Origin of the sequence: Streptomyces sp. NPDC051555 (genome assembly GCF_044454405.1) — a bacterium.
Taxonomy (GTDB): Bacteria; Actinomycetota; Actinomycetes; order Streptomycetales; family Streptomycetaceae; genus Streptomyces.
This window is the reverse complement of record NZ_JBITDP010000043.1, coordinates 19,869-35,562: the sequence shown is the minus strand read 5'-3', so window position 1 is coordinate 35,562 and position 15,694 is coordinate 19,869. Positions and strand designations below refer to the sequence as shown.

Below are 15,694 nucleotides of genomic sequence, written 5' to 3'. Positions count from 1 at the left end.
CCCGCGGAGCGGGTCCCACAGCGCTGCGCGCTGTGCCAACGGACCGCTTCGCTTCGCTCAGCGGGAGGGTGCTTCGCACCCTCAGAGCCGGCCCTTCGGGCCGCTGTCCTACGCTGCGCTGCGGACTGTTCGGGGTTTCGCTTCGCTCCACCCCGAACGGCCTGCTCTGCAGGCCCAGGTGACCCCGTTTCACGGGATCCGGTCCTACGGCCCGTTCAGGTGGAATCGCTTCGCTCCCTCACCTGAAGTCCTTCCGGCTCCGCCTCCAGGACAAGCCCGCTCTGCGGGCGGCCAGCAGCGGGAGCGGGCGTCGCGAAGGTCTTCTCCTGGCCGGACCTTAGTCTCGGGCAAGCAATCCACCAGACGGACCTGACCCTCATGAGCTCTGCATCACGATGATGCACTGAGTAGCATCACGAGAAAGCCTCAGCTCCCGGACCGGTATCGGGGCTGCCGACCCGTGAGCTGAGGATCTGCCGCGCCCTGTCCGCTGGAACGTCATCGCTTGTCACCGTCAAAGCGAACTGTAGATTCGCTGGCTCTCAGCGCAGGTGGCGAAGGTCGCGCAGTCCGTAGTCTGGAGGCAGCCACCCCTTCTTCCGCCTCTCGATGGTCTTCCGTGTGTGAGGTGGCGGGTAGGGACAGCCCTGCATCAAATCGGGTTCGGCCTCGGCCAACGGATCCTCGCGGTGAGCGGTATAGACGGGCCAGATGGTCTTCGTGGGCTCCTTCGGGCCCGGTGTCGTCCCTCGCCGGCTACCGCGTGGCTTGGGGCGGGGAGGCTGGGGCGGGCGCAGCTTGCAGTCCTCGGCGAAGACCGTCAGTGACGGCATGCCCTCGCCTCCCAAAGGATCGCTGAAGAGCGGTCCGCCGGTGCCGACCCCGAGGCTCCAGTGGAGAGCGGCTGCTCTCAGCAGGGGGCTGGCCCAGGCGGGAACACTATGGGTCATGCAGCCGCTGCGCAGCTGGCGCCCGTGCAGCGTGACTGTCGTGCCATCTGGAGCCAGATCACGGACGTGCGCGGTGGCCAGCTGGGTGGTGGACGCCGCGGTGAACACGGCCGTGGCGAGCTGAGCCGCCAAGTACGGCTGCGCGGTGGCACGGTGAAGACGCCACGCCACTTCCGCCTCGGTTACCGGTGCCATCACCGGCGGGAAGAAGTCCCGGTCCTGCGCCATGGGCGCAGCGCACCTGCACGGGCCGACCTTGTCGTCGAAGGCCCTGAGGGTGGTCAGGGCGGGCAGGCTGAGCCAGCGGTTCGCCAACGGCCTCGCCGCTTGGGATGCCTGGCGTTCCACAGTGGCCGGTTCAGCCTCGGGCAGCAGAGCGGAAGCCTCAGCGACACGGTGGTCCAGCTGCTGTAGTTCGCGTTCCAGGAAGGCGCGCATGGCCCGGTGGTGGCAGACGAGGATCAGGCGGACCCCGGTGCGCCGGCGCTGGCGCAGCTTGCTGTAGAACCAGCGCAGCAAGTCCTCGTCCAGGACCCGCCCCGACTCCCTCATCCCCGCGGTCAGGTGATGGGTGATCTTCGCCCAGGCCCGGAAGTTCCCGTGCGCGGCCTCGGCATCGCACATCGCGATCAGGTCCGGGTCCGCGTCCGCCCAGACGGGGTGGAACGCCGGGATGACGGTGAGGACCTCCTCCAGCGGCATCCGCTCGATCTCCTGCCACGCGTACACCCGGGACTCCAGCATCGGCTCGCTCTGCAGCATCTCGAAACAGCCGTCCCCGCCCGTGAACACAATCGTCAGGTCCGAACCGATGTCATCCCACAAATAGCGCAGATACTCGAAGCACATCTTCGACAACCACTGCGCCTCGTCACAGACCAGGACGTGTGTCGCCTCCAGGGCGCCGCGCAGCATCCGGTCGAACTCGATCGGCTGCCCCGGCGGGCGCCCCTGCAGGCCAAGAGCGTGGAACAGCTCGTGGCGCAGGTCGCGGGTCGAGGGGCGCGAGCGGAACTGGATCCGGCGCGTCAACTTCGGCGCGAGCTCACGCAACGAGGTGTTCACCGCCAACGATTTCCCCCGGCCCGCCTGCCCATAGATGCAGATCATGGCTCTGGCCTCGATCGCGGCCCGGATGTTCTCCCTGACCATGAGCAGGGCACGCGTGGAGACGATCTGGGCGCCCGGCAGGCGCATGAAGTGGTCCTCCCGCTCCCGGGGCAGCCGACCCTGCCGCTCAGCAGTCACCATCGCTCAACACTCCCCGCTGTCGTCACGCATCAGCCGCTCCGGGCGGCCCGCCATCGGCTGTCTCCGCCTGCCCGACATCCGTCTGCGCGCCGGCCGCGCGGCGAGGGCGAACAACCGGACGTGCCCAGGAAGCAGGGGGTTCACGGGGAGGGATCAGGTCCGGAAGCGCCCGGGCCGCCAGATCCACGCCCCTGGACCGGGCGATCTCCGCCTCGGCCTGCGAGGAAGTGACCGTTCGCCGCGGACGGGGCACGGCAGCCGTGGTCGTGGCCGTGTAGCGGGTCTTGCGCAGCTTCTCCGCCGCCTTCAGGTCCGCTTTCAACTGCCGGGGCTTCTTCTCCCTGACCGAACTCAGCGCGCGACGCTGCTCGAGCGTCGCCGCCTGGGCCAGATAGGCGCTGCCCAGATGCTGGCCCCACTCCTCGGTGGAGAACACCTCGATCCGCCCGTCATAGTGCGGCAGATACCTCAACCTCACCCGCATACCGACGTGCCCAGCCATCCACGGCGCGATATAGGCACGACGACGCCACGAGATCCCGTTCCAGCTCACGATGGACTGCGGCCACATTCCCACCCCACACCGCCAGACGCGCACGGACATCCGCACTCACACCAACCCTCACAGGCGCCCGAGCCGACAACCTGCCCTCGCGTCGGGCCACCGCCACCCAGTTCCACACCGTCCGCTCCGACACCCCCAAAGCCAAAGCAGCCAACCGCACATGTACAGAACCGAGTTCACCGCGACCATCGAGAGCCATCAGCCGCGTGACCGCCGCCTCCCGCCCCGCGGCAGCCGGCACCACCCAACCGGAGAAGCCACCGGCATCGCTGTCCGCCATCAGCCCCTCCCGCAGACGCCCGTCCCCGTCCCGGAAACGCTGTCCACCGCCCCGCACCCCACACCGACACGCCGAACCGCATCCCACCAACGAGTGACCGCCCCAGCAGACCAAGCAGTCAGCCCCCAAACGGCAAGCCCACACACACGACAGCAAACCTTCAGCGGGAAACGACACCGGCCTTCAGTGGAAAAACGACACCCAACAACCCGCCCACCAGACAAAACCCAACCTGAAAACCTTGCCGCCAACCACTGCAACTCACACGTCGCGCATCACGGGGCCGGCGCTTGAAACTGCTGCAGACCGCGCTCCTGGAACACGCCGCCGCACACAACCCGCGCACCGTCATGACCTTCCACCAGAAAGTGGAGGAAGCCGCCGCGTTCGCCGAGAAGCTGCCCGAGACCGCCACCGAGCTCTACGCCACCGATACCTCCGACACCGACCTCGCCGCCGCGGCCAAGCTCCCCGCATCCTCGATCGCGGCAGAGTTCTACGAGCTACAGGCAGGCCGCCAGGTGCCGCCGGACCGGGTCTGGTCCGCCTGGCTGTGCGGGGCCCACCTCATCACCGAGCGCCGCGAAGCCCTGCGCCAGTTCGCCAACAGAACCGACGCCACCGGACACCGCGTCCACCACGCGTTCCTCGCCTCCGTACGCGTCCTCGGCGAAGGCATCGACATCACCGGCGAACGCGGCGTCGAAGCCATCTGCTTCACCGACACCCGCGGATCCCAAGTCGAAATCGTCCAAAACATCGGACGCGCCCTTAGAAGCCCTAACAGAAGCTGTTGATCATGTGCCTTTCGGTCCGGCTGGTCGTTGGTCTGGTTGTGGGGAAACGTCAGTCGCGACCGTGGATCGTGTCGGATGAACTGTGGTCGCTCATCGAGCCATTGCTGCCTGATCCGGCGCCGAAACAGGCGGAGGGACACCCGCGCGTCCCGGACCGGCAGGCACTCTGCGGGATCCTGTTCGTGCTGCATACCGGGATCCAGTGGGAGTACCTGCCGCAAGAGTTGGGCTTCGGATCCGGCATGACCTGCTGGCGGCGACTGGCCGCCTGGAACGACGCCGGCGTGTGGGACCAACTACATCTCGTGCTGCTCAAGAAGCTGCGGGTCGCGAAGAAGCTGGACTGGTCGCGGGCGGTGATCGACTCCTCCCACGTCAGGGCCGCTCGACGGGGCCCAAAAGCGGGCCCAGCCCGGACGACCGCGCACGACCGGGCAGCAAGCACCACCTCCTCGTCGACGGCCAGGGCATCCCGCTCGCTGTCTCGCCGACCGGCGGCAACCGCAACGACGTCACCCAGCTGATACCCCTGCTGAAGAAGATCCCGTCCGTCGCCGGCCTGGTCGGACCGCCACGCAACCGCCCCGACAGCCTCCTCGGAGACCGCGGCTACGACCACGACAAATACCGCCGCCTGGTCTGGGCGCTCGGCATCAAACCAGTGATCGCCCGCCGCGGTGTCCCCCACGGATCAGGACTCGGAATCCACCGCTGGGTTGTCGAGCGGGCCATCGCATGGCTCCACGGCTTCCGCCGGCTCCGCATCCGATGGGAACGATCGCGACGACATCCACGAAGCCTTCCTCGGCCTCACCACCTGCCTCATCACCCACCGACACGTCCAACGCCTTTGTTAGGACCTCTTAGGGGCGTAGGCCACGAACGCGTCGCGGGCCGCGGTGAACGCCGACAGCCTCAGCTCGTACAACTCCACCGCCACCGACTCCACATCCATGCCCTGAAGTCTCCCGGCCACGCCTCAACCCGGCCGACACCCTGCAGCACTCCGCACGTCGGCCCCGGGTCATTTCTGCTGCTGCAAGCCTGTCGGTGAGGGTGATCCCCCGCCGGTTGCCGGGCTTTTCCCGGGGCGGCTTACGTCAGGGCCTGGAGTGCGTACAGGGCGCCGATGCCCGTGGCGAGGGCGGCGAGGAGGAGGCACAGGGCGGTTTCGGGGAGGCGGGGTTGGAGGCGGGCGCCGAGGTAGCCGCCGATCAGGCCGCCCACGCCGCAGGCCAGGCCGAGCCCCCAGTCGGGGGCGACATCGCCGGTGGTGGCCAGGGACAGGAGCGCGTAGGTGGCCGCGCCGACGATGGAGGTGGCGAAGGTGGCCGCGAGGGCCGCGGGCGCGACGCGGGTCATGGGCAGTCCGCGGGCGGCGAGGATCGGGCCGAGGAGGGATCCCCCTCCGATGCCGTAGATCCCGCCGACCACGCCCACCGCCACCGCCAACGCGGTGAGCGCCTCTGGCGAGGGCTCTGGGTTCGCTGCGGCCTGCCGGTGGTGGGCGGGGGCGAGCGTGCGCACGCCCAGCCACAGGCCGAGCGGCAGGAGGAGGGCGGCGATCAGGAGTCGGAAGACGCCGGGGCCCGGGAGGGCGAAGACCCGGATCGCGGCCCCGAGGACGACGCCGGGCAGGGTCCCGGCGACCAGGCGCCGGGCCAGATCCCCGCGCAGGGCGCCGTCGCGCCGGTAGCGCCACAAGGCACCCGGTCCGGCGACCACGTTGAACAGCAGGTTCGTCGGCGTGATGGCCGGGGACGGTACGCCGAAGACGGACAGGTGGACGGGGAGGAGGAACACCGCCCCCGACACCCCGACCGGCGCCGTGACGACCGCGATCAGCAGGCCGGCGGCCAGCCCCGCCCACAGCGTCCACTCCACCGGCCACCCACCCCTCGCTCGTTGCCCGGTCAGTATCGGCGGCGTACGCGAGTGCGGGGCGGGTCGGCAACGTGATGTTCACGAGCAGCAGGAGCACCCGGGGCCGCAGCCGCACCCGTCCCGGTCCGCGGGGACGGCCGCAGGCAGGGGGCTGCTGGCGGACGTGGGGGCGCAGCAGCCCTTGCCCTGCCAGGCGTCGCGGCCTTCCTTGACGGCGATGGCGGCGATGATCAGGGCGGCGATCGGGTCGGCCCAGGACCAGCCGAGGGCGGCGTTGAGGACCAGGCCCACCAGGAGCACGGCGGACAGGTACGTGCACAGCAGCGTCTGCTTGGAGTCCGCGACCGCGGAGGCGGAGCCGAGTTCACGCCCGGCCTTGCGCTGGGCCGCGGACAGGAACGGCATGACCGCCAGCGACAGGGCGGCGATCACGATGCCGGGAACGGAGCGTTCGGCCTCGCCGGTACCGGTCAGGGCGCGGACGGCATCGAAGGCGACATAGGCGGCGAGAGCGAAGAAGGAGACGGCGATGATCCGCAGCGTGGTCTTCTCCCGTGCCTCGCGCACCCTGTGGTCGCGGGCAGAGAACTGCCAGGCCACCGCTGTAGCGGAGGACACCTCGATGACCGAGTCCAGGCCGAAGCCGATCAGCGCGGTGGAGGAGGCCATCGTCCCGGCGGTCAGGGCGACGGCCGCCTCGATGACGTTGTAGGTGATCGTGGCGGCGACCAGCAGGCGTATCCGGCGGGCGAGCGCGTCTCGGCGGGCCGGGGACGGCCCCAGGGATATGGAGGCCATCAGCAGCAGCCCTTCGTGTCCGCGTCCGGGCAGGACTTGTCGTGCTCGACCGCCACGACGGCCTGGCGCAGGTCGTCCAAGGCGTGGCCGAGGCGGGCGTCGGCCAGCTCGTAGCGGGTACGTCGGCCGTCGGGCACCGCGACGACCAGGCCGCAGTCCCGCAGACAGGTCAGGTGGTTGGAGAGCCGGGTCCGGGAGACGCCGATGGCCTCGGCGAGGTCGGAGGGGTAGGCCGGCGCCTCGCGCAGGGCGAGCAGGATCCGGCAGCGGATCGGGTCGGCGAGGGCGCGGCCGAAGCGGGCCAGCACCTCAATGTCAGGAGCGACTGTCAGCACCCTCCGACAGTACACAGAAACCTGAATTCAGGGAATTATGAACTCTGGGCTCAGCGCCTGCCGTACGTCGATGCCCGCTGCTCACCGGAGAGACAACCCGCTACGGACGACGGACAGCCGCGGGCTCTGTCCATAACTTCTGCTCGGCGGCGAAGCCGCTCGCCAGGACGCCAGGGCCGCGGACGTACTCGGCGGCCTGGGCGAGCATCGGCTCGAAGGGCGGAGCGAGGACCACTCGAGGTTGGCCTCCTTCACCGCTCCGAGCCGGGCAACGCCAGCCTCCCCCCATCCCCTGCGCACAACGCCTGGCAGATACGCCCAGTGGGCCCTGCCGAATCAGGCTTCGGGGTAGGCCGACTCTTCGCGGCTGCAGCACCCCGTCATTGGGCTGGCTCTGCACGAGAACCCGTGAACAAAGCCAACGCCGCCCAGTCACAGCAGGCGTGGTCGGGTAGCCGGATCACAACAGGCCGAAGATCCTGCGGGCAGACTTCTCGAGAAAATCGAACACGTGTTGCAATGGAGGAGGGAGAGCACCATTCCGCTTCCCCGATGACCTGCTCGCCCTCCAGCGGGCGTGGCTGGCCGCCTACGCCGATCTCGCCCAGACTCCCGCCGCCGCCGGAACGACTTCGCAGCGGCGTCGGCTCATCGCCCTCTCCAAGCGCCTGCACACCCACCCGTACTGGAACTCCCCCGCCGCCCAGCGCACGGGCGCCGTAGCGCTGCGCCGTGCGGCCCGCGCGCTCCCTCCGGTGGAGCGGGGGGCGGCATGAGCGAGCCGGCGGCGCCACCGCGCCCTGCCGTCGTGACGGTCACCTGGGCACCCTCGCAGACCGGACCGTGTGCCCGGTGGCCTGTTAACTGCACCCACCAACTCCGACTCCGGAGCTGCCGGTTACGGGCCGCTGGAGGCGGTGGCCTGCAACAAGGTGAACCTCAAGCGGATCGCCACCCACTGGCCGGACATGCTCCGGGTGCCCGGGTCGCTCATCACCAACGAGGTGAGGGCCTACGACCTGCTGCGAATGTTCGGCCGTGAGCGGCATCCGACCCCGCTGGGGGCCGCGTTCGCCGAGTACGGGCGCATCGACAAGACCGTGCACCTGCTCGCCTTGGTCAACCCGGTCGACGACACCTACCGGCGGTTGATGAACCGGCAGCTGACCGTGCAGGAGTCCCGCCACCGGCTCGCCCGCGCGATGCCACGGCGGCCGGGGCCAGATCCGCCAGGCGTACCGCGAGGGCAGGAGGACCAGCTCGTCGCCCTCGGTCTGGTCCTCAACGCGGTGGTGCTGTGGACCCGCTACCTGGACGCCGCCGTCGCCCAGCTCCGCGCCGAGGGCCACGGCATCAAGGACGAGGACATCGCGCGCTCTCCCCGCTCAAGGACCGGCACATCAACTTCCTGGGCCGTTACCAGTTCCACGTCCTCGCCAGCGGCCCCGGCCAGGGCTTACGCCCGTTTCCGGAGGGTGTGGCTTCAGGGGTCGGTAGCCAGGTGTCGAGGGCTCTGGTCAAGCCTTCGCGCCCGGTGAAGAGGTGTCCGTCCATGCCGGCGGCGCGTGCGGCGCGTACGTTCTCGTCGCGGTCGTCGATGAACAGGAAGTCGGCGGGGGTGGCGTGCAGTGCGGTGACGCAGTGGTGGAACGCCGCGGGGTCCGGTTTGGCCGCTTGGATCTTTCCGGAGAAGGCGACGTGGTCAAGGTGGCGGAGCCAGGGCTGGGCGGTGAGGAAGGCGTCGGCGTGGTCGGCGGGGATGTTCGAGAGGAGGGCGACTTCGGCGCGCTCGCGCAGGGACTGCACGTAGCCGACCATGTCGTCATCGACGCGCGACCAGCTGTGGATGTCGGTGAGCCGCAGCTTCTCGATGGTGTCGGGGTGCGCGGTGAGGGACAGCTGGTTGAGGACGGCCGTCCAGTACTGGGGTGCGGTGAACTGTCCGGCGTCGTAGGGCATGCGGCAGGCCCAGTAGGCGTGGGCGAAGGGCTCGGTGCGTGCGCCGCTCAGTGCGGCCATCTCGGCCATGGCCCCGGGGCGTTGGTGGCAGGCGATGACACCGAAGAGATCGAACAGCACGATGGGCCGGTCGGTGGGCATGGTTCGGTTTCCTTGTGCCGGTGGGGCAGGGTGGTGGTCAGCGCGCCCGGTAGTGGCGGCGGTCGGACTGGGGCGCCCGGCTGCTTCGGGCAGGGCAGTACGGATCTGTGCAGATGTGGGCCCTGTCGTCGGTCTGGAACGGGTCGGACGGAGCGAGGGCCAGGCTCTTGGCGTAGAAGGCGGAGAGCGCGTTGCCGGCGGTGGTACGGATCCGCTGCGACAGCGGCGTGCGAGGGGCGGTACTCATGGTGGAGCTCCTGAGGAAAGGGGGTGTCGGCGGACTGGGGCCGGGTGCGTTCAGGCGGAGGTGTGGTGGGGGCGGTCGCCGGTGGGCGCGGGCTCACCACGGCGCGTACCGACCGAGTGGGTGCGCAGGACCCCGGCGGCCACTGCGGTGGTCGTACAGAGCAGTGTCAGTAGGAGGAAGGCGTGGTTCAGGGCAACGGCGTGGGAGAGCCAGCCGATGACGGCGGGGCCGGCGAGCATGCCGAGGTAGCCGAGCCCAGCTACCCGTGAGACGTTGGCGCCCGCGGCGGCCGGGTCCGCGTGTCCGGCCGCGCTGAAGAGCTGCGGGACACAGCCCGACAGTCCCAGGCCGAACAGGGCCCAGCCGGTGAATGCCGTCCACATCCACGGGCCGAGTGCCACCAGGGTGATGCCGACGGCGGCCACGGCTGCCCCGTGGCGGAGGATCGCCATCGGGCCGAACCGGCCTGCGAGGCGGTCGGCGAGCAGCCGGCCGGTGGTCATGGCCGCCGCGAAGGTGCCGTACGCGATGGCGGCGGTGCTGGTGGAGGTGCCGAGGACGTCCTTGAAGTGCAGCGCGCTCCAGTCGTTCGCGGCTCCCTCGGAGAGCATGACCATCAGCGCTAGGGCAGCCAGGAGCCAGATTCGTCGGCGCGCCCCGGCCGGCGAGGCCCCGGTCCCGTGAGTCTGGGTGTCGTTGCCGGTGTCGGCGGCTCCGGGCAGCAGTGCGCGTGCCGAGACGAGCGCGGTCACGATGCCCACGGCGCCGAGGGCCGCCATTCCCGCTGCCGGGCTCGCGCCGGCGCTCGACGTAGCGGCGGCGACCAGTGCGGCGAGGACGCCGCCGACGGAGAAGGTGGCGTGGAAGCCGGACATGACAGGCCGGCCGTACGCCTTCTCCACGTGAACGGCGTGGGCGTTCATGCCCACGTCCAGGCAGCCGTTGCAGAACCCGAAGACCAGCAGTGCCGCGCCCAGTGTCCACGCGTTGTGCGCCAGGCCGGGCAGCACCAGGGCCGCGGCGCACAGCACGCCGCCGGTGGGCACGACGATGCGCGTGCCGAAGCGGTCGGTCAGGCGTCCGGCCACCCGCATTCCGAGGAAGGCCCCGAGCCCGAGCAGGACCAGCAGGCCGCCGAGCGTCGCATGGGTGATGCCTACGCGTTCCTCGATCGCGGGGATGTGGACAACCCAGGCACCCATCAGAGTGCCGCAGAGGACGAAGTAGACGTAGGTCGCCACACGGGCGGCTCGCAAGGAACGATCCATACCCCCAACCGTAACGAACACATCCAATGTTCGAAAGTCCGCTTTCGAACATATTGAATGTGCGATGATGGTGGTGTTGAATCGCGATATGAGCAACACAGACCGCCACGGGCTGATCGCGAAGACCGTTCGGGACTCCGGCGGCGCCACGGTCCAGGAACTCGCCGAACTGACCGGGGCCTCGGACATGACGATCCGGCGAGACCTCGACGCCCTCGCAGCGCAGGGTGTCCTCGAACGCGTCCGGGGCGGCGCGCGCACCCTTCTCCTCAGGGGTGAGGAGCCCCCGTTCGCCCTGCGGGCCCAGGAGGCGGTCGACGCCAAACGCAGGATCGCCGCCGAAGTCGCGTCGCTCATCGCCGACGGCGAGAGCGTGCTACTGGACAGCGGCACCACCTGCCTGGAAGTCGCCCGTATCCTGCGCGAGCGGCACATCACCGTGATGCCCCTGTCCCTGCAGGCCATCCACCTGCTCGGCGAGACACCCGGTCACGCGGAACTGCTCGTGCCCGGGGGAAAGCCGCGCGCCGCCGAGGGGGCCCTGACCGGCCCGCTCGCCCTCGCCTCCCTGGCCGCCCTGCGCTTCGACACGGCCATCATCGGCTGCTGCGGACTGAGCGCGGCCGACGGCTTGACCGCCTACGACCTCGACGACGCCGCGATCAAGAAGGCGGGCATCGCATCCGCCCGCCGCGTCGTCCTCGCCGCGGACGGCGGCAAACTCGGCCGCACCGCCCGTGCCCACGTCGGCCCCGCCACGCTCCTGCACACCCTCGTCACCGACACCACCGCACCCTCCGACGAGGTAGCCGCACTCGAAGCCGCCGGCTCCACCGTCAAGATCGCCTGACCGCACCGCTGCGTCGGCCCACCGCACCCGCACAGCAGTGGGTCGGCGCCCCGGACACCTTGGGGATCAACCACGGTGGGGCCTGTCCACTCGCCCCGCCTACCGGACTCCGTGGGGCGGCTCTCAGAACGTGCCTGGCTCCACTTTTGAGTAAGAACGAGTTGTGACCGTGAATCGCTGAACCAGGCCGTGCGCCTCCTTCGGCCGGCGGCGGGCCAGCAGGCCGGCCGTCCACGCGGCGACCGTCGGCTTGCGCAACCCGGCGATCGCGGCGGCGAGCTCCTTGTCACCCGCCTTACGGGCCTGGGCCACGTACGCGTCGCGGGCCACGGTGAACTCCGACGGCACAAGCTCGTACAACTCCGCCGCCAACGACTCCACATCCATGCCCGAAGCCTCCTGACCCCGCCCCCAACGCGGCCGACACCCTGCAGCACTCCGCGCGTCGGCCCGTGCAGTCATCCCTTCGGCTGCGGCCCGCCTCCGGCGAACTGGGCACGTCGTCGAGCGACTGAGTCCTGGTGCAGGCGCCCCGGACGTACGCGATCGATAGGGGTGCCCGAGGCTGATCTTGGCGACGAGGGTGGTGTCGAGGACTTCGCAGGTTCCGCAGACGGCGGAGAACATCGCGCCGGTACACGAAAGGCCCGGGCTCGCCAAGGTGAGCGACTCGGAGCTCTCAGGCTGCGTCGGGGCGCAGGGGGACGGCGGCCGGGCGGAGGGCGGGCAGGGGCAGCTGGCTGGTGTGTCCTCAGCAGCCAGCCGTGCGGCATGCGGCTACCTGGGCTGTCCAGGACCAGCTCACGAGCGGGTAGCGCCGGCGAGAGCGGGAGGGATTCGTGGCTAGTGCCGTGGCCGGAAAGGTTTGCCGGGTCACGGCGCCCGGCACGGCACCTCGCGGCATTGTCGGACCGCGCAAGTACGTCCAGTACGAGTCGCGGTCCTCCGCCTTGCGATGCACCGCACCGGACACCGCGACCCCGGCAAACCTTTCCGGCCACAGCACTAGCGGGTGGCGAGGGTGTTGGTGGGCGTGTCCACCCAGATCGTGGTGGCGTCGGTGGTGGTGGTCAGGCCGTGGCGGTCAACACTCGGCCTGCCGAGCTCCTCCCACCTGCGGTAGGTGGCGGTGATCTCGTCCCACAGGAGGCGGGGGCCCACCTGCGTGGCCGTGAACTCGGCCGCGGTACGGCCGTCGTAGTCGACGGTCGCCCAGGAGCCGGTGGTGTCGTGGAGGTGCAGGCGGGTGTGGGCGTGCTCGCCGCTGGTGTCCCAGGTGAAGGAGGTGCCGGGGACGGTGAGGCCGATGTGGAACTCGGCGTCGAGGTCCCCCCCGCTACCGCCCACGGCGACAACCCGGTGGAAGAGCGCTTCGCTCCGCCCGCTGGCGCGGCCTCGGTGGGCGCGGCCGTGGGGCGGTTCATCGGCATGTAGGAGGCGAAGGGGTGGAAGCGGCCCTGGGCTTGCCCGTTGGTGCTGACGGTCAGGGCGAGGGTGCCGTACGTGCACCAGGCCGAGGTCCACGGCGTCACGATCCGGCCGCCCGGCCTGACCTGCCTCGGCCATGCGGGCGGGATGTGGTCGACGGAGAACGTGGCCAGGACCACGTCGTAAGGGGTGTTCGGCGGCCATCCGGCCGCTGCGTCCCCGGCCACGACCGTGGGCGCGCAGCCGGCCGCTTTCAGGTTTTCCTGTGCGGTGGCGGCGAGGACGGGGTCGAGTTCGACGGTGGTCACCAAGTCCTCGCCGACCAGGGCGGACAGGAGGCCGGCGTTGTAGCCGGTGCCGGCTCCGAGTTCCAGGACGCGCAGGCCTTTCCCGATCGGGGTGGGGGGTTGGTCGAGGCCGGCCAGGAGCAGCATGCGGATGATCACGGAGGGCATGGAGGCTGAGGAGGTCGGCAGGTTGTGGGTGAAGTGGGTGATCAGCGGCTGGTCGGTGTAGGCGGTGGCCGTCCACCGGTCGGGGTCCGTCGTCCGGTCGAGTGCCTCGTAGCCGCCGGTGCCGTCGCGGATCCAGATCCGGTCGGGCAGGAAGCGGTGGCGGGGGATGCGGTGGAGTGCCTCTTCCAGGCAGGCGGGTAGGGGCTGGTCGAGTTGCTCGGCGACCGCGGCGAGGAGGCCGTCGAGGAGGGCGGGGTCGACGGCGGGGTCCGGGGGTGTGGGCACGGGCACGGGCTACTTCTTCGGGTCGGAAGTGGTGGGCGGCAAAAGTGGGGGTGGTGGGACGGGTCGGTTCGGTTGGTGCCCATCGTCACCGATCGGTGAGCGGTGCTTGCCCTCCACGGTCCCTGCCACTGCGGCCCCTTCCGGTCCGGTGCGGAATTTCTCAACGGTAGGACCGGAAGCGGGGATACGGGAGAGCGTGTGCCGGACAGCGTGATCGGCCGCAGGCCGCATCCCGACGGGCTGCGAGCAGGACGCGCCGGTGGCGGCCAGCTAGGTGCTGGTGCGGCGGTGCGGTGCTTGGCCCCCTGGTTCTCGGCGGCCCGGGGTGTGTGCGGAGGGTCCGCGGTGTCCGCACATGCCGGTGACGTATCTTTACCGCATTTTCCGTTGTCTGGAACTGGCTTTTCCATTTTTCATTGAGCTGATGATCTGACGGAAAAGTTGCCCCTTTCGAGGGACAGGCTGGGGCGGGGGTGCGGCGCCAATCTCATCGTCACACCCCGAACGGTCAGGGTCTCTCCGTGTTTTCCGTGTTTCCCCTTCCGGGTCTGGCGGGGGTTTTCCGGGGTGGGTGGGAATTCGGGGTGCAGGCGGTCACTACGGTGTGAAGGAGCCGTGGGCGATGAGCGATGCGGTGTTGCACAGGGCCACGCGAGGTACTCAGACTGCGACGGTGGTGAGAGCTCACCACCATCCGCAAAGGGAGAGATTCGCGTGGCCGATCGGCCTTCCCACCCGCTCGCGCGCCAAGCGCCGCGCGACCCGCTCGACGCGGACGACTCCAGCACGACGCTGCGGCGCCGCCTATGGGTCTCGCCTTGCAGGAGACCCGCCACAGCTGCGGCTGGACCGGCGCCGAGGCCGTCCGGCGGAGCGTCGCCGGCTCCACCGCCACGCTGAGCCGTCTGGAGAAGGGGAAGGCCAAGGCGAAAGTCGCCGACACCGTGGTGGAGGCCCTGGTGGCCGGCTACGGGGTCGATGAGAAGACCGCGGTGGCGTGGCGGAGTCAGGCCAAAGCGATCATGGAGGAGCGGGCCCGACCGGGCGGGGAATCCGATGCCGCGGACGGCATCCTGCGGGCCTCGCCGGCCTTTGAGGACATCCTGCGGCTGGAGCGGAGCGCCTCGGAGATCATCTCGTTCGCGGGCACCTTCGTCCCGGGGCGGGTGCAGACCCGCCAGTACAGCACCCGGCTCAGGCCCTGACCCCGGGCCCCGTACGCGCGGGGACGCCGTCCGGCCGCGCCCGTGGGCTCAGGCGGCGGCGATGACTTGGTGGGAGCGGTGCAGGAAGTCGTTGACCTGTGGTTCTGCGGCCCATGGGGTGAGTTCGTGGTTGAGGGAGCGCAGGTAGTCGTGGGCGCGGGTGGAGCGGACCTGGCGCAGGATGGTGACGGCGCGTTCGCCCACGGTGAGGCCGAGGTCGAGTTCGCGTGCCCGTAGGTGGGCGGAGGCCACGACTGCGGCGCGGATCCCGACGGCCCGGGTGAGACCGCTGGTACGCCTGCGCCAGCTTCGACATCCCCGCATCCCTCGGCTTCGGCAACCTCTTCACCGACGGCTCTCGCACCATCCTCGCTTCACGCGTTCCTCGGCGGCGTACCGGCCCTCCGGGCACCACTGACGGATCTCAGTCGTGCCCGGAGCCGCTCGAAGGTACCGCCCCCCGTGACGGTCCTGCGAGTCGGTGGCCGGAGATCAGCAGTTGGGGATGACGTGGCCCGAGTTGTCCTTGGCCTCGTCGTTGCCCCAGTTGGAGAGGTAGTAGGCCGAGATGTAGGCCGGCCCGCTGCCCCAGAGGTTGGTGTCGAGGTCGGTCTTCAGCCACCAGTGGTTGTAGTTGCCCGAGGAGTCGCTGACCTCGTCGCCCCACTTCTTGCAGAGGACGTAGTTGTCCGGCGCGCCGTAGAGGTAGCCGCGGAGCTTGCAGCGGGTGGCCCAGCCGTTGGTGAGGCAGTCGGTGTAGTTGTAGCCGTTGGCGGTACCGAAGGTCGCGGTCTGGTAGTGGGTGGCGGCCTGCGCCTGTACAGGGGCGACCAGGGCCGGGACGGTGAGGGCGGTGAGGAAGGCGGGGAGGCCGAGGACGACCGGGTTGCGGCGGATCCATGAACGGGTGCGGGCCATGAGGGCTCCTTCGTCTGCTGGCTGGGAGCGGCCTGGACAGCCGCTGCGACACCCTGTCTAATCGGCCCAGAGTTTGTC

Annotated in this window: 15 protein-coding genes and 4 pseudogenes; 5 read left to right on the top strand and 14 right to left on the bottom strand. The window is 70.0% G+C overall.

From position 1 onward, the window contains the following. Nucleotides 1-542: 542 nt before the first annotated feature. Entirely contained in the window at nt 543-2,147 is a 1,605-nt protein-coding gene (locus tag ACIBEA_RS41725) for an AAA family ATPase (protein WP_399269269.1), read from the bottom strand. 76 nt (nt 2,148-2,223) lie between these two features. Further along, nucleotides 2,224-2,754, bottom strand: coding sequence for a Mu transposase C-terminal domain-containing protein (locus ACIBEA_RS41720; protein WP_399269266.1), 531 nt, complete (start codon nt 2,752-2,754; stop codon nt 2,224-2,226). 555 nt (nt 2,755-3,309) lie between these two features. On the opposite strand from ACIBEA_RS41720, the pseudogene ACIBEA_RS41715 reads away from it, so the two are divergent. Then, nucleotides 3,310-3,822, top strand: a pseudogene (locus ACIBEA_RS41715) (helicase); the annotation flags it as partial. Nucleotides 3,823-3,845: 23 nt separating this feature from the next. Next, nucleotides 3,846-4,700: pseudogene (locus ACIBEA_RS41710) on the top strand (IS5 family transposase). A gap of 238 nt (nt 4,701-4,938) precedes the next feature. Here ACIBEA_RS41710 and ACIBEA_RS41705 read toward each other — a convergent pair. From ACIBEA_RS41705 to ACIBEA_RS41690, 4 genes are all read right to left on the bottom strand, one after another. Next, nucleotides 4,939-5,727 carry a sulfite exporter TauE/SafE family protein gene (locus ACIBEA_RS41705; protein ID WP_399269264.1) on the bottom strand — a complete coding sequence of 263 codons (789 nt, stop codon included), beginning with the start codon at nt 5,725-5,727 and terminating at the stop codon, nt 4,939-4,941. 78 nt (nt 5,728-5,805) lie between these two features. Further along, entirely contained in the window at nt 5,806-6,525 is a 720-nt protein-coding gene (locus tag ACIBEA_RS41700; protein ID WP_399269262.1) for a cation transporter, read from the bottom strand. Further along, nucleotides 6,525-6,860 (bottom strand): ArsR/SmtB family transcription factor, encoded by a 336-nt coding sequence (locus ACIBEA_RS41695; RefSeq protein ID WP_399269260.1) that lies wholly within the window; start codon nt 6,858-6,860, stop codon nt 6,525-6,527. Before ACIBEA_RS41695 ends, ACIBEA_RS41700 begins: the two co-directional genes overlap by 1 nt. A 100-nt stretch (nt 6,861-6,960) precedes the next feature. Continuing rightward, the gene (locus tag ACIBEA_RS41690; RefSeq protein WP_399269258.1) at nt 6,961-7,095 is read right to left on the bottom strand and encodes a hypothetical protein; all 135 of its coding nucleotides are present in this window, start codon (nt 7,093-7,095) and stop codon (nt 6,961-6,963) included. A 610-nt stretch (nt 7,096-7,705) separates the two neighbouring features. Between ACIBEA_RS41690 and ACIBEA_RS41685 the strand changes: the two are divergent. Further along, nucleotides 7,706-8,182 (top strand): annotated as a pseudogene (locus tag ACIBEA_RS41685) (Tn3 family transposase); the annotation flags it as partial. 94 nt (nt 8,183-8,276) lie between these two features. Here the strand turns inward: ACIBEA_RS41685 and ACIBEA_RS41680 are convergent. From ACIBEA_RS41680 to ACIBEA_RS41670, 3 genes are read right to left on the bottom strand one after another with little or no spacing between them, the layout of a single operon-like run. After that, nucleotides 8,277-8,960 (bottom strand): HAD family hydrolase, encoded by a 684-nt coding sequence (locus tag ACIBEA_RS41680; protein ID WP_399269256.1) that lies wholly within the window; start codon nt 8,958-8,960, stop codon nt 8,277-8,279. Nucleotides 8,961-8,997: 37 nt separating this feature from the next. Next, the gene (locus ACIBEA_RS41675) at nt 8,998-9,207 is read right to left on the bottom strand and encodes a hypothetical protein (RefSeq protein ID WP_399269254.1); all 210 of its coding nucleotides are present in this window, start codon (nt 9,205-9,207) and stop codon (nt 8,998-9,000) included. Between the two features lie 50 nt (nt 9,208-9,257). Continuing rightward, nucleotides 9,258-10,475 carry an MFS transporter gene (locus tag ACIBEA_RS41670; protein WP_399269252.1) on the bottom strand — a complete coding sequence of 406 codons (1,218 nt, stop codon included), beginning with the start codon at nt 10,473-10,475 and terminating at the stop codon, nt 9,258-9,260. 88 nt (nt 10,476-10,563) lie between these two features. On the opposite strand from ACIBEA_RS41670, the gene ACIBEA_RS41665 reads away from it, so the two are divergent. After that, complete coding sequence (locus ACIBEA_RS41665) at nt 10,564-11,325, top strand: DeoR/GlpR family DNA-binding transcription regulator (protein WP_399269250.1); 762 nt, start codon at nt 10,564-10,566, stop codon at nt 11,323-11,325. Between the two features lie 123 nt (nt 11,326-11,448). Here ACIBEA_RS41665 and ACIBEA_RS41660 read toward each other — a convergent pair whose 3' ends face one another. The 3 genes and pseudogenes from ACIBEA_RS41660 to ACIBEA_RS41650 all read right to left on the bottom strand — a co-directional run. Continuing rightward, nucleotides 11,449-11,712: a hypothetical protein gene (locus ACIBEA_RS41660; RefSeq protein ID WP_399269249.1), complete on the bottom strand. Its 264-nt coding sequence runs from the start codon at nt 11,710-11,712 to the stop codon at nt 11,449-11,451. A gap of 618 nt (nt 11,713-12,330) precedes the next feature. Beyond that, nucleotides 12,331-12,672: a hypothetical protein gene (locus ACIBEA_RS41655; RefSeq protein ID WP_399269275.1), complete on the bottom strand. Its 342-nt coding sequence runs from the start codon at nt 12,670-12,672 to the stop codon at nt 12,331-12,333. Between the two features lie 233 nt (nt 12,673-12,905). Next, nucleotides 12,906-13,493 (bottom strand): annotated as a pseudogene (locus ACIBEA_RS41650) (protein-L-isoaspartate O-methyltransferase); the annotation flags it as partial. An 806-nt stretch (nt 13,494-14,299) separates the two neighbouring features. Between ACIBEA_RS41650 and ACIBEA_RS41645 the strand changes: the two are divergent. After that, entirely contained in the window at nt 14,300-14,698 is a 399-nt protein-coding gene (locus ACIBEA_RS41645; RefSeq protein WP_399269247.1) for a Scr1 family TA system antitoxin-like transcriptional regulator, read from the top strand. Nucleotides 14,699-14,746: 48 nt separating this feature from the next. Here ACIBEA_RS41645 and ACIBEA_RS41640 read toward each other — a convergent pair whose 3' ends face one another. Further along, nucleotides 14,747-14,950 (bottom strand): hypothetical protein, encoded by a 204-nt coding sequence (locus tag ACIBEA_RS41640; RefSeq protein WP_399269245.1) that lies wholly within the window; start codon nt 14,948-14,950, stop codon nt 14,747-14,749. A 240-nt stretch (nt 14,951-15,190) separates the two neighbouring features. Continuing rightward, a complete protein-coding gene (locus ACIBEA_RS41635; protein WP_399269243.1) occupies nt 15,191-15,616 on the bottom strand; it encodes a hypothetical protein in 426 nt (141 codons plus the stop codon). Nucleotides 15,617-15,694 lie beyond the last annotated feature (78 nt).